This window comes from Streptomyces sp. bgisy027 (assembly GCF_057710365.1).
Genome location: NZ_JBYIVZ010000009.1, coordinates 129138 through 141871, shown reverse-complemented (window position 1 = coordinate 141871; position 12734 = coordinate 129138). Strand labels below are relative to the sequence as shown.

13 protein-coding genes are annotated in these 12734 nt (G+C 72.2%); 1 reads left to right on the top strand and 12 read right to left on the bottom strand.

Going from position 1 to position 12734, the window contains the following annotated elements; genetic code table 11:
- Positions 1-103: 103 nt before the first annotated feature.
- Positions 104-310: a hypothetical protein gene (locus AC3ETA_RS12160; RefSeq protein ID WP_432192862.1), complete on the bottom strand. Its 207-nt coding sequence runs from the start codon at positions 308-310 to the stop codon at positions 104-106.
- Between the two features lie 172 nt (positions 311-482).
- Here AC3ETA_RS12160 and AC3ETA_RS12155 point away from each other — a divergent pair, with 172 nt between their 5' ends.
- Positions 483-1163 (top strand): phosphatase PAP2 family protein, encoded by a 681-nt coding sequence (locus AC3ETA_RS12155; protein ID WP_432192861.1) that lies wholly within the window; start codon positions 483-485, stop codon positions 1161-1163.
- A gap of 14 nt (positions 1164-1177) precedes the next feature.
- On the opposite strand, the gene AC3ETA_RS12150 is transcribed toward AC3ETA_RS12155, so the two are convergent.
- Genes AC3ETA_RS12150 through AC3ETA_RS12100 form a run of 11 tightly spaced genes read right to left on the bottom strand, consistent with a single transcriptional unit; the run spans position 1178 to position 12732 of the window.
- On the bottom strand, positions 1178-2503 hold the full coding sequence (locus tag AC3ETA_RS12150; protein ID WP_432192860.1) for a glutamate-1-semialdehyde 2,1-aminomutase: 1326 nt from the start codon (positions 2501-2503) through the stop codon (positions 1178-1180).
- Between the two features lie 7 nt (positions 2504-2510).
- Positions 2511-3062 (bottom strand): dTDP-4-dehydrorhamnose 3,5-epimerase, encoded by a 552-nt coding sequence (gene rfbC, locus AC3ETA_RS12145; protein WP_432192859.1) that lies wholly within the window; start codon positions 3060-3062, stop codon positions 2511-2513.
- On the bottom strand, positions 3059-4285 hold the full coding sequence (locus AC3ETA_RS12140) for a polysaccharide pyruvyl transferase family protein (RefSeq protein ID WP_432192858.1): 1227 nt from the start codon (positions 4283-4285) through the stop codon (positions 3059-3061). Before AC3ETA_RS12140 ends, rfbC begins: the two co-directional genes overlap by 4 nt.
- Complete coding sequence (locus AC3ETA_RS12135) at positions 4282-5229, bottom strand: glycosyltransferase family 2 protein (protein WP_432192857.1); 948 nt, start codon at positions 5227-5229, stop codon at positions 4282-4284. Before AC3ETA_RS12135 ends, AC3ETA_RS12140 begins: the two co-directional genes overlap by 4 nt.
- On the bottom strand, positions 5226-6524 hold the full coding sequence (locus AC3ETA_RS12130; RefSeq protein ID WP_432192856.1) for an MATE family efflux transporter: 1299 nt from the start codon (positions 6522-6524) through the stop codon (positions 5226-5228). Before AC3ETA_RS12130 ends, AC3ETA_RS12135 begins: the two co-directional genes overlap by 4 nt.
- Positions 6521-7804, bottom strand: coding sequence for a DUF4910 domain-containing protein (locus AC3ETA_RS12125; RefSeq protein ID WP_432192855.1), 1284 nt, complete (start codon positions 7802-7804; stop codon positions 6521-6523). Before AC3ETA_RS12125 ends, AC3ETA_RS12130 begins: the two co-directional genes overlap by 4 nt.
- Positions 7792-8817 (bottom strand): NAD-dependent epimerase/dehydratase family protein, encoded by a 1026-nt coding sequence (locus AC3ETA_RS12120; RefSeq protein ID WP_432192854.1) that lies wholly within the window; start codon positions 8815-8817, stop codon positions 7792-7794. The genes AC3ETA_RS12125 and AC3ETA_RS12120 overlap by 13 nt, the downstream gene beginning before the upstream one ends.
- Positions 8818-8820: 3 nt before the next feature.
- A complete protein-coding gene (locus AC3ETA_RS12115; RefSeq protein ID WP_432192853.1) occupies positions 8821-9468 on the bottom strand; it encodes a PIG-L deacetylase family protein in 648 nt (215 codons plus the stop codon).
- Positions 9465-10259: a glycosyltransferase family protein gene (locus AC3ETA_RS12110; protein ID WP_432192852.1), complete on the bottom strand. Its 795-nt coding sequence runs from the start codon at positions 10257-10259 to the stop codon at positions 9465-9467. Before AC3ETA_RS12110 ends, AC3ETA_RS12115 begins: the two co-directional genes overlap by 4 nt.
- A complete protein-coding gene (locus AC3ETA_RS12105; protein WP_432192851.1) occupies positions 10256-11491 on the bottom strand; it encodes a class I SAM-dependent methyltransferase in 1236 nt (411 codons plus the stop codon). The genes AC3ETA_RS12110 and AC3ETA_RS12105 overlap by 4 nt, the downstream gene beginning before the upstream one ends.
- Positions 11488-12732 carry a glycosyltransferase gene (locus AC3ETA_RS12100; RefSeq protein WP_432192850.1) on the bottom strand — a complete coding sequence of 415 codons (1245 nt, stop codon included), beginning with the start codon at positions 12730-12732 and terminating at the stop codon, positions 11488-11490. The genes AC3ETA_RS12105 and AC3ETA_RS12100 overlap by 4 nt, the downstream gene beginning before the upstream one ends.
- Positions 12733-12734: the final 2 nt, after the last annotated feature.

Sequence of the window (12734 nt, the reverse complement as noted above, 5' to 3'; positions counted from 1 at the left end):
CTGGTCTTTTCTGTGTCTCGTCCGGACGATATCTTCCCGATGACGCACCATGTGGAGTGCGTGGCGATCCTCGAACCGACGGCAAAGGGCTCCTGACCTGCCGTTACTCCGGATGCAACACCCCGTTCGACCTGTTTCCGGGTCGCTGTGGAGTGGAACGCGCTGTGCATCGCAGATGGGCCTTGAGGTCCTCCTCCGCGCGGGCCCCGCTCTCGTCCCACGCCAGGGCCTCACGGGCGTCGTCGGCCAGGGTGTCCAGGAGGATGCCGACCTTCGACTTCCACCAGCGGTGGATCGTCTGCTTGGCCACCCCGGCCCGCCGGCGACTTCGAACCGCGGGCCGACCGGCGCCGCCGCTGACCGATTCGGCAGGATGGGGTTATGACGCGTCGTGCTCTCACCCCGCCTCAAGTGGTCAAGGCCCGGAAGGCCGTCCATCGGTCACGGCGAAGCGCCGCAGGGCGACCCGGCGCGGTGGGCGCGTGAGCGGGCGGACGACGGCGTTACCGCCGTCGCTGCGGGCGTGGCTCGGGCTGGTCGCCGGTCTCGCCGCGCTGGTGGTCGTCGGGCTCGGGGTCGCGTACTCCGGGCACCACGAGCCGGGTCGGGTGGACCGGTGGGTCGTCGATCCGACGGCGGACAGTGTGGGTCCGCCGTGGCGGGGTGTCGCTCTGGCCGTCGACTTCCTGGGGGAGCCGGTGGGGGCGGCCATGCTGGTCGGGGCCGTCGTGACGGGCTGCCTGCTGCTGCGCAGCCCTCGGTCGGCGCTGTTCGTCGTCGCCGGTCCGGGAATCGCCGTGGTGACGGCGACGCTGCTCAAGTTGGTGGTGGGGCGCACCATCCACGGTGCGGACAACCTGTCGTATCCGAGCGGGCACACCGCCTTCCTCACCTCGCTCGCCCTTGTGGTGGCGCTGCTCGTGACCGGTCGGCTCGGCCTCGGGAGGACGGCCGGCACGCTGACCGTGCTCGGAGCGGCGCTGGTTGCCGGCGCCGCCATGGGCTGGGCGCAGGTCGCCCTGGGCGCGCACTACCCGACCGACGTCCTCGGCGGCTGGTGCACCGCGCTGGCGGTGATACCGGCGACCGCGTGGGTGGTCGACCGGACGGCCGACCGGCCGGCCGGCAGGGCGACCGACGCCGGTCGGCGCGAGCTGCGCTGACGTCACGTCACACGTCAGGCCAGGCGGCGGAACACCGGCTTCACCGGGCGTCCGCCCAGCCACGGCGTGGGGTCGCCGGCGTCGAGTGCCTTCCGGTACACCGCACACGCCTGCGCCACCACGTCGACGGTGTGCTCGATGTCGGCGTCGTCGAGCGCGCTGCTCACCACGAACGACGGAGCCAGCACCCCGCCCGCGAGGAGTTGGCGCAGGAACAGCGTGCGGTACGGCTGTGAGGGCCGGCCCTTCTCGTCGAGGGTGGCGAAGACCAGGTTGCTGGCCCGGCCCCGGACGACGACGTGGTCGGCGACGCCCATGCTCGCTGCGGCGTCCCGGACCCCCGCTGCCAACCGCTCGCCCAGGGCGTGCAGTTGATCGGTGATGCCCTCCTCCGCATACGTGGCCTGCACGGCCGTCGCGGCGGCCAGGGAGTGCGTCTCGGCACCGTGCGTGGTCGACAGCAGGAACACCCGGTCGCCCGAGTGACGCAGCCCGCCCCGTTCCATCAGCTCGCGGCGCCCGGCCAGCGCGGAGACGGCGAACCCGTTGCCCAGCGCCTTGCCGAACGTGGAGAGGTCGGGGACGACGCCGTACAGGCCCTGGGCGCCCGCCTCGGACCAGCGGAAGCCGGTGATCATCTCGTCGAAGACCAGTACGCAGCCGTGCCGGTCGGCCAGTTCGCGCAGGCCCGCGAGGTAGCCGGGCGGCGGCTCGGTGTGGCCGGCGGGTTCGAGGATCAGGCAGGCGATCTCGTCCTGGTGCCGGGTGAGCAGTTCCTCGGTGGCGGTCAGGTCGCCGTACGGGAAAGCCACGGTGAGCTCGGTGGTCGCCGCCGGGATGCCGGCGGACATCGGTGTGGTGCCGATGAACCAGTCGTCGACGGAGAAGAAGGGATGGTCGCCGCAGATCGCCACCCGCGGGCGCCCGGTGACGGCGCGGGCGAGGCGCACCGCGGCGGTGGTGGCGTCGGAGCCGTTCTTCGTGAACTTCACCATCTCGGCGGTCGGCACCGTGGCCAGGAAGCGTTCCGCGGCTTCGAGTTCCATGACGGACGGCCGCACGAAGTTGCTGCCGCGGTCGAGTTCCCGTCGCACCGCCTCGGTCACACGCGGGTGGGCGTGACCGAGGCTGACCGACCGCAGGCCGGAGCCGTACTCGACGTAGCGGTTGCCGTCGACGTCCCACACGTGGGCGCCGCGGCCGTGGCTGATGACCGGGGCCAGGTTCTCGGGGTACTGGTCGTCGCCCTTGGCGTAGGTGTGCGCACCCCCGGGGACCAGGGCGTGCAGCCGCTCGTTCGCCGCCCGCGACCGGGGCAGGAAGAACTCCTCAGTGTCCACGCTGACTTCAGCTCTCTCTCTGCTTCAGGACCTCGGCGAGGCGGGGCGCCTCCCGGTCCCGCTGGGACATCGATGTGGCCGGCAGCGGCCAGCGGATCGCGAGTTCCGGGTCGTCGAAGGCGATCGTCACGTCCTCCGCCGGATCGTGCGGGCGGTCGATCCGGTACGAGGTGTCGGCGGTCCCGGTCAGCGCCTGGAAGCCGTGCGCGCATCCCGCCGGGATGTACAGGGTCGTCTGGGTCTCGCCGGACAGCTCGAAGGTCGCCACGTTGCGGTAGGTCGGCGACTCGGGCCGCAGGTCCACGACGACGTCGAAGATCTGCCCGTAGGAGCACCGCACCAGCTTGGCCTCGCCGGCGCCGGAGCGCAGGTGCAGGCCGCGCAGCACACCCCGGACCGAGCGGGACACGCTGTCCTGGACGAAGGCGTCCGGATCGATGCCCACCGAGCGGACCACGTCGGCGTCGAAGGTGCGGCAGAAGAAGCCGCGTTCGTCGGCGTACGGGGTCGGCTCGAAGAGGTACGCGCCGGCGATCGCCGGGACTTCGACGGCCTTCATGGAGTCTCCTGCCGGGTGCGGGCCTGCGCTTGGTCGGTTGCCGGGAACAGAGTTGTCGTCAGGGCGGTGAACTGGTCCTGGAGTTGCCGGGTGGCGACCAGGTTGCGCTCGGCCAGAGTCCGCCGCAGTTCCGCCGATCGCTTCTCCAGCGCCCGGAACTGCTCCAGCAGCCGGTCGGCGTCCACCTCGCGAGCCGGATGGCAGTACGCGGCAAGGCCCATCCGGTCCATGAGCGCGTCGCTCTTCGCCGCGTAGCTCAGCGCGAGCGTCGGGGTGCCGGCCTTCAGTGCGCAGATGAGGTTGTGGTACCGGGTCGCCACCACGGTGTCGGCGGCCGCGGTCTCCTTCATCAGGTCGGCCAGCGAGGCCGCCTCGGCGGCGGTGACCAGCGGCGAGTCCACCGCTTCGAGGATCGCGGCGACCACGGACCGGTCGCACTCGTCGCCGGTGAGCAGCCGGACCGGCCTGCCGTCCTCGACCAGCGCGCGGACGAACCGGGTCGTCCCGTCGAGGTAGCGCCGGTGGATCTCCTCCGCCCGGGCGCGGTCGTCGTCGCCGCCGTGGAAGTCCATGACACCGACGCAGACCACACCCGGCGGGCCCGGGGGTGTGCCGGAGCGCGATGCCGGCAGGGCGAACGCGAGGTCCGGGTGGACCTCGTCGCGCGCGGTGTCCACACCCATCTCCCGCAGCGCGTCACGGGACTGGGCGTCCCGGTACGACCGGTAGGCGGCCAGCCGCGCCGACCGGCGCACCAGGCTCCGGGTCAGCCGGTTGCCGATGGGTCCGGCGCCGACGCCGACCAGCGCGACCTTGGTGCCGAACAGCCGGCCGGACGCGCAGAGCAGGAACAGCGCGTACGGGAAGCCCCAGGGCCGCAGCGGCAGCGTGGCCTCCAGGACGCCCATGCCCGGCACGATCACCACGTCGTGCCGGCGCACCCAGGCGGCGGTACGGAAGGCGTCGACGAGTTTGCCCAGCCCCTTGCCCGCGATCGCGCCCGCACGTGACGCGGTCCGGTACTCCCCGCGGTACCAGTGCAGCCGCGTCGCGGGAATCCCGTACCGGGCCGTGACGACCTCGGGTCCGCCGCACAGCGCGTCCACGGACGCCTCGGGGTGCTCGGCGCGCAAGTACCCGAGCACGGCCTCCAGCGACCCGTCGTTGCCGAGGTTGCCGGAGCCGAGCAGGCCGAACACCCCGACGCGTACGGGGCGTTTCATGTCCGCCGCCCCTCACGTCCCGCGACGAGGTCGTCGACGGAGACGGTCAGCCTGTCCGGGTCGACCGGGGCACGGTCCTCGACCCGCTCGCCGGCGCCCGGCCGGACCCGGCTCGTCATCCACTCGGCCAGGTGGCGGTAGCAGGCGCGCCGGTCCGCCCCGGACAGCGGAGCCCGCCGGATCGCCGAGACGAAGCCCAGGACGTACTCGGCGAGCAGCCGGGGAGTCGGGTGCAGCGGGCCCGCCCGGCGCGGGTCCAGGTTGACGCACCGGGAACGCTTGCTCGGGTTCGCGCGCTCGGCGCGGGTGGGGTGGTCGCGGCGGAAGTACAGCAGCTCCGGCACCTGGTGGAAGGGCCCCTGGAGGACGATCTGGGCGACGAACGTGCGGTCCGCGTGGTGATAACTGTCGTGCGGCCGCACCCGGCGCAGCATGTCGGCGCGCATCACCCCGTAGAAGTCGTCGCCACCGGGCTCGAACAGGAAACTGCGGAAGCGCTCCGGCGCGTCGGGCGAGGCGGTGGCGAGCCCGTACTCGTAGGGGACCTTCACCTGTCCGTCGCCGTCGATGACCGCCTGGTCGGAGTGCGCGAGGACGATCTCCGGCCGCTCGTCCAGCGCCTGTACACAGCGGCGCAGCAGGTCCCGGGCGTAGAGGTCGTCGTGCGAGGCCCACTTGAACAACTCACCGCGGCACTGGGTGAACACGTAGTTGTGGTTCGGTGCGGCGCCGACGTTCCGGGGCAGCCGCAGGTAGCGGATGCGCGAGTCCTGCGCGGCGTACTTGCGGCAGATCTCCTCGGTCCCGTCGGTCGAGGCGTTGTCGGAGACGACCAGCTCGAAATCCTCGTAGGTCTGGCCGAGGAGGGCGTCGAGCGACTCGGCGAGGTACTCCTCGCCGTTGTACACGGGCAGGCCGATGCTCAGCCTGGGTCGGGCGGTCATGGCGTCCTCACTTCGGGAATGGAGTTCTGGTGGTGCTCGCGCAGGGCGGAGCGCAGCTGGAGCCACCACACGGCGGAGGCGGCGAGGGTCGCGGTGGCGACGCCCCAGGCCGAGCCGACCGTGCCGGCGAGGGCCGCGCCGCCGAGGCCGCCCGCCACGTAGCAGGCGGACGCGAACAGCTGGCAGCGCAGGCTGCGCCGGGCCGCGGCGAGCGCGCGCAGCCCGGCCGCCGCGCCGGTGCCGAGGCCGGCGCCCGCGACGCCGAGGGTGACCGGCACGACGAGCTGCGCGGCGGAGTGCCAGACGTCGCCGAGCACGAGCTCGCCGAGCCGGTCCGGCATGAGCAGCAGCGCCCCGCCCCAGCACAGCGCGGCGACGGCCTGCCCGCCGCCCAGCAGGAGGCAGAACCGGCCCAGGCGGTCCGGGGCCCGCCGCAGGACCCGTGCCGCCTCCGCGACGGTGACCAGCGACAGGCCCATCAGCACGGCGAGGAACGGGCCGAGCAGCAGCTCGGCGCCCCGGACCGCGCCCACCGCGCCGACGCCGACGATCGCGCCGAGCCCGTACGCACGCAACTGGCTCGCGCCGCTGAGGCTGACGTTCTCGACCAGGTACCGGTAGCCGAGGTCGCGCTGCTCGCGGAGCCACGCGCGTGCCCGGGCCGTGCGCGGCAGGATGCCGGACTGGACGTAGCCGTATCCCGCGGCCACCGTGGCGGACGCGCCCCAGGCGAGCACGAAGGCGGCCACGCTGTCCACGCGGGCCGCCAGCACCATGGCCGGGACGAGCGCGACACCCCACACGAGGTCGTTGACGAACGCCTTCTTCCCGGTGCCCGCGGCGAAGAACGAGTACCGCCAGGCGTCCTGGAGCAGCAGCCCCGGCAGCATGACACCGAGACAGGCGAACGCCGGCCCGACCTGGCCGCCGAGGGCGAGGCCGGCGGCCAGACACCCCGCGCCGATCGCGGCACCGACGCCGAGCGCGGTGCCCGACGACCGGGCCACCGCCCCGCGCCAGGCCGAGTCCGACACGCCGCTGAAGCGCACCACGAGCGGGTCGGTGGCCAGGCCCCGGGAGACGTTGAGCACCACGCCGTAGGTCACCCAGGCGAGGCTGAACACGCCGAACGCGGTCACCCCCAGCGAGCGGGCCACGTAGATCCCCACCGCGAAGTTGCTGATGCTGGAGGCCGCCTGGTCGGCCAGCCCCCAGGACAGCCGGCCGGCGAAGGCCCGGCGGGTGGATCCCGCCGGTGCCGTCGCCTTCTCCTCCTCGGTGGTCATCCGCGTCATGCCTTGATCAGACCGGCGCCGTGCAGGGCGTCGGCCGCGGTGGCGACGGTGTCGAACGGCAGCCCGGACCGCTCGGTGACGTCCAGCAGACTGTGCTCGCCGTCGGAGAGACTGAGCACCCAGAGCATGGCCATCTGGGCCTGCTTGGTGTCGCTGCGGCCGCCGAGCGCGTCGTACAGCCCGCGCCGGCCCAGCTGCGGTTCGCCGTAGGGGCTGAGGTTGAGGTACCTCCGGTTGCGGTCGAGGACGCCGAACGCCTCGCGGCAGACGGCGAGCGTGTCCGCCATCGCCTCCGGGGAGACGAAGTCCAGGTTGTCCGCCGAGGTGTGGTATTCGGGGTAGCCGGCGTACGGGGTCCGGCTGAGCGAGCCCACGCCGAGGTTGAACCCGGGCGAGCAGTACTGCCGCTCGTCGTAGCCGTACGGGGTGAACTCGTTGACCTGGTGCGGGCGTTCGGATGCGGCCAGCACATGCCCCATCACCCGGTCGATCTCCGCGTCGCCGCGCCTGCTCCGCTTGTACGTCAGCGAGCCCGGGTCACCGGCGCAGGCCAGCACCAGCCCGTGCTTGACGCGGTCCACCCGCTCCGCGTTGCGGGCCAGCCAGGTGATCGCCCCGATGGTGCCGGGCGCGTAGACGAACCGGTAGGTGTAGTACGGCGTCTCCTGCGCCAGCTCCCGGGCCAGGAACGTCGCCACCGCGATGCCGGCCAGGTTGTCGTTGGCCAGCGACGGGTGGCAGACGTGACAGGAGACGATCACCTCGTCGGGGACCTGTCCCGGGACCACGTACTCGGCGTAGGTGAGGTGGCCGTCGGCGAGGGTGGAGTCGATGCGCACCTCGTACTCGCCGTCCGGCAGCGCGTCCAGGGTCTCCTGGGCCAGGCAGAACCCCCAATCCGGTTTGTAGTAGCTGGTGCGGTACGGCACCCAGGCCGGGTGTTCCGGAAGCGTGTGCAGGTGCGCGCGCAGCTCGGACAGCGGCATGGTCGCCGACACCGGCACGCTGTAGCCGAGCACGTGCAGGCTGGACTCGCGGAAGTCGACGACCCGCTTGCCTTCGGCGTCGGCGATGTACGCGTCCCGGATGTTCCACTCCTGCGGCACCGTCCAGTCGAGCACCTGGGTCCCGGTCGGCACCTCGTACGTCTGGAGCGGGATGTACTCGCCCACGATGTCCAGGGTGGCGCGCACACCGTCGCCGGTGATGCTCCGGCACAGTGGGTACAGCCGCTCCACCAGCTGGTACATCTCCTCGCCCGCGTCGGTCATCGGCGCCACCGCAGGGTGTCGTCGACGGCGCCGGTGTCGGACGCCGAGCGGAGCACGGCGAGCCGGGTGAAGCGCTGCTCGAAGGCCTCCCGGGTCAGGTCGAACTTCCGGTAGGAGTCGGCCAGTTCCAGCGCGCCCCGCTTCACCGTCCACTCGCAGTCGAAGCCGGGGATCGCGGTGCGGAAGCGGGAGAAGTCCACGCGGTACGACCGCGGGTCGGCGCCGTTCTCCCCGGTGATGTTCACCTTGGAGCCGGGCACCGCCTCGGCGACCTGCTCGGCGATCTCGGCGACCGTGACGTTGTTGGTCTCGCTGCCGATGTTGAACGCCCGGTCGTGCACGGCTTCCCGGGGCGCGGTGAGCGCGGCCGTGAAGGTCCGGGCGATGTCGACGGCGTGCACCAGCGGGCGCCAGGGGGTGCCGTCGGAGAGAACCAACACCTCGCCGGAAAGCAGCGCGTGGCCCACGAGGTTGTTCAGCACGATGTCGGCGCGCAGCCGGGGCGAGTAGCCGAAGGCGGTGGCGTTGCGCATGTACACCGGGGTGAAGTCGCCGTCGGCCAGCGCGTGCAGGTCGTCCTCGACGCGCACCTTGGACTCCGCGTACGGCGTCACCGGGCGCAGCGGGGCGTCCTCGGCCACCAGCTCGTCGCCGCCGGCGGCGCCGTAGACCGAGCAGGTGGACGCGTACAGAAAACGCCCCACCCCGGCGTCGCGGGCGAGTCGGGCGAGCCGTACGGACGCGTGGTGGTTGATGTCGTACGTCAGCTCCGGCGCCAGCGATCCCAGCGGGTCGTTGGAGAGCGCGGCCAGGTGGATCACGGCGTCGACGCCGGCCACGTGCTCGGCCGTGACGTCGCGCAGGTCCACCTTGTGCCCCTGCGGGTCCGCCGGGGTCTCGCCGAGGACGCAGTCGGCGAAGAGGCCGGCGTCGAGGCCGACGACCTCGTGTCCGGCGGCGGCGAGGACCGGGGCCATGACGGTTCCCAGGTATCCCTGGTGACCGGTCAGCAGTACGCGCATGGTTCAACCCCCCAGGTTGAGCTTGAGTTTGGTGACGGCGAACGCTTCGGCGTATCGCTCGTGGCATTCGATGCCGCGGATCCGCGCGAGGCCGAGGAAGGCCTCCCGGTCGTACCAGGGGCGGTGGCGCTGCGAGGCGTAGTGCTCCTGCAGCAGCCGTACCTTCTCCTCGGCGATCTCCGTCGACAGCGGCTGGTAGGCCGCCATACGGCCGAGGTCGCCGTCCCACTTGACGATCTCGTAGCCGAGGACCGTGTGGTCGCGGAACGCGGTCGGTATCAGCTGAGCCAGGCCGCGGTGGTCCTGGTGCGCGTCGTCGGCGCGCGGGGCCAGGATCAGGTCCGGGGCGGTCTGCGCGCGCAGTTCCTCCACGGCGGCCTTGGCCTCGTCCCAGTGCACGGGCATCCGCCCGTCCGGCAGCTTGAGCACGGTCAGCCGCAGGTCGGCGCCGGGGCAGAAGGCGGCGAGCGCGGCCCGCTCCTCCTGCTCCCGGTCGCTGCCACCGCCGGACAGCACCAGGGCGTCGACGCGGATGCCGGGCTGCGCCAGGCACATCGTCAGCAGGGTGCCGCCGGCGCCGATGGCGATGTCGTCGCAGTGCGCGCCGACGGCGGCGATCCTCTCCAGGCGCCCGGCGCCCAGCCGGATCACGCCCGCGCTCCGGCGCCGGCCCGCTCCCACACGGCCCACGGACGGTCGCCCCTGGCGTAGGCGGCGTCCAGCGCGGCCCGCTCCTTGACGGTGTCGGTCGGCTTCCAGAAACCGCGGTGCTGGTGCGCCACCAGCCGTCCGCGCTTGGCCAGCTGGGCGCAGCCGTCGGCGACCAGGTCCCCGTTCTCCGGTAGGTGGTCGAAGACCTCCTGGCGGAGCACGAAGTAGCCGCCGTTCTCCCACAGCGGCATGTCGCTCACCGCGGTGATGCCCCCCACCAGACCGTCCTCGCCCAGCTCCACGCAGTGGAACGAGGACTGCGGCGGCACCACCATCATCGACGCCCCGGCGTCACGCGCGGCGAACCGGTCGATCATCTCGTCCAGCGGGGCGTCGGTGAGCACGTCGGCGTAGTTGGCGAGGAACATCTCGTCGCCGTCCAGGTGGTGCCGCACCCGGCGCAGCCGCTCCCCGATGGGCGACTCGATGCCGGTCTGCGCGAACGTGATCGTCCAGTCCGAGATGTCGGTGGACAGCAGCTCGGTCCGTCCGCCGCGCAGCACGAAGTCGTTGGACGTCGTCTCCTCGTAGCTGAGGAAGAAGTCCTTGATGTGGTGTGCGCCGTACCCGAGGCACAGGATGAAATCCGTGTGCCCGAAGTGCGCGTAGTAGCGCATGACGTGCCAGATCAGCGGCCGGGGGCCGACCATCGCCATCGGCTTGGGCACGTCGTCCGCGGCGCCGCTGCGCATCCGCATCCCGTAACCGCCGCAGAACAGGACGACCTTCATCGCTTTACCTCGACAATGCTCAGTTCCGGGATGGGAAAGACCAGCCGGCCGCCCCAGTCGCCCACGAAGGACAGTTGCTCGGTCAGCTCCGGCCGCAGGTTCCACGGGAGGATCAGGACGTAGTCCGGCCGGTCGGCGGCGATCTGATCGGGCGCCAGGATCGGGATGCGGGTGCCCGGGGTGTACCTGCCGTGCTTGTAGGGGTTGCGGTCGACCGTGTACGGCAGCAGGTCGGGCCGGATGCCGCAGTGGTTGAGCAGGGTGTTGCCCTTGCCGGGGGCGCCGTAGCCGACGACCGTCTCGCCGCGCTCGGCCGCTGTGATGAGGAACTTCAACAGGTCCCGGCGCACCTTGGCCACCCGGGCGGAGAACTCGGTGTATCCGGACAGCTCCTGGAGCCCGGCGGCCTTCTCCCGGGCCAGCACGTCGGTCACTTGCTGCGTCGGCTCGCCGGCCACCTCGGCGGGCCGGGCCCACAGCCGGATGGAGCCGCCGTGCGTGGGCAGCAACTCGACGTCCACGAGCGCGAGTCCGCCGCTCGCCAGGGCCCGGATCGCGGAGGCGACCGTGTAGTACTGGAAGTGCTCGTGGTAGATCGTGTCGTACTGGTTGTCCTCGATCAGGGTCAGCAGGTGCTGCACCTCGACGGAGACCCAGCCGTCGTCGGCGACCAGGGCGCGCAGCCCCTGGGTGAACCCGACCACGTCGGGGATGTGCGCGTACACGTTGTTGGCCACGACCAGATCCGCCGGGCCGTGCTCGGCGCGGACACCCGAGCCCGTCTCGGGGGACAGGAACTCCGTGAGCGTGGGCACGCCCGCGTCCCGGGCGGCCGCGCCGACGTTCACCGACGGCTCGATGCCCAGGCAGCGGATCCCGCGGTCCACCACGTGCTTCAGCAGGTACCCGTCGTTGCTCGCCACCTCGACCACGAAGGAGTCGGTGCCGAGACCCAACCGCCGCACGGCGCCGTCGACGTACGTACGCGCGTGCTCCACCCATGAGGTCGAGAAGGAGGAGAAGTACGCGTACTCGCTGAACGTCTCCTCCGGCGTGATCAGCGGAGGTATCTGTGCCAGCCAGCAGTCGGTGCAGACCCGCAGGTGCAGCGGGTACGCCGGCTCCGGCTTGTCCAGTTGGTCCGCGGCGAGGAAACTCTCACATGGTGGCGTCGCCCCGAGGTCGACCACGCTCGCCATCGCTTCCGAGCCGCAGAGTCGGCATCGTGTCATCTACTGTCCCCATCCCCCCTGCTCGCGCGGGTGTCCCCGTCGCGAGCCTGCGCTGACCGTCCCGCGATCGCGGTGCGGTACTCCTCCACCAGGCGTTCGAGGCCGACGGCCGGGCTGAAGCCCCGCTCGTACCGGCGTCGGGCCGCCCGGCCCATCTCCTGGTTGCGGTCCCCTCCGGACGCGATCCGGCGTATGCAGGACGCGAGCGAGCCGGGCTCGCCCGGCCGGTGCAGCAGCCCGGTCACACCGTCCTCGACGAGTTCGACGAAGGCGCCGTGACCGGCGGCGACGACCGGGACCCCGGCCGCCATCGCCTCGACCACCACCAGGCCGAACGCCTCCAGCCACGTCGAGGGGGCCACCACGGCCACCGACCGCGCGATGGCCTTCCGGCACTCCGCCGTGTCGTACAGGCCGACGAACCGCACGTCGTCCCGGCCCGCCGCCCACGCCGTCACCTCCTGCTCCAGCGGTCCCGTGCCGGCGATCACGAGCGGCACGCCCACCCCGCCGGCCGCGGCCACCTCGTCCCACGCGGTCATGAGCAGCCGGACGCCCTTGGCCTGCGCGAGCCGGCCGAGGTAGAGCACGTGCTCGCCGGCGCCCGAGCGGCGGTCGTCCGGGTCGGGCACGAAGTTGTGCTTCACCACCAGCCGTTCGGCCGGCATTCCGGACCGCACCAGCACGTCGCGCTGCGCCGCGGAGATGCACAGGAACCGCTCCACGCCGGACCACCAACGCCGCCGGTTGACCGACAGACTGACCGCGAGCGGCACCGTCGCAAGGCGCGAGTTGCGGTAGCAGCCGTGCCGGACGGCGGGCAGCGGCGCCGCGGAACCGACGCACTCGGTGCACGGTCGGCCGTCCCGCTGGAGCGTTCCGGGCGGGCAGACCTGGGTGTAGTTGTGCAGCGTGGCGACCGCGGGCACGCCGGCGTCGGCGCAGGCGGCCAGCACCGCGGGCGACAGGAGCGGGAAGACGTTGTGGACGTGGACCACGTCCGGCCGCTCGGTCCGGAGCCGGGCAGCCAGCTCGGTGCGGACCGCCGGGTTCCACGGCACGAGGAACGGTAACGCGGCCTTGCCGAGCAGGGAACGGGCGGCGATGTCGTCGCTGCGCCGCTCGAACAGCTCGACCCGGTGGCCGGCCGTGCGCAGCAGTTCCACCTCCTGGTCGACGACCTTGTTCTCTCCGCTCGGCTGTGCCGAGGCGTAGCGGTTGTGCACCACGAGAACGTGCATGC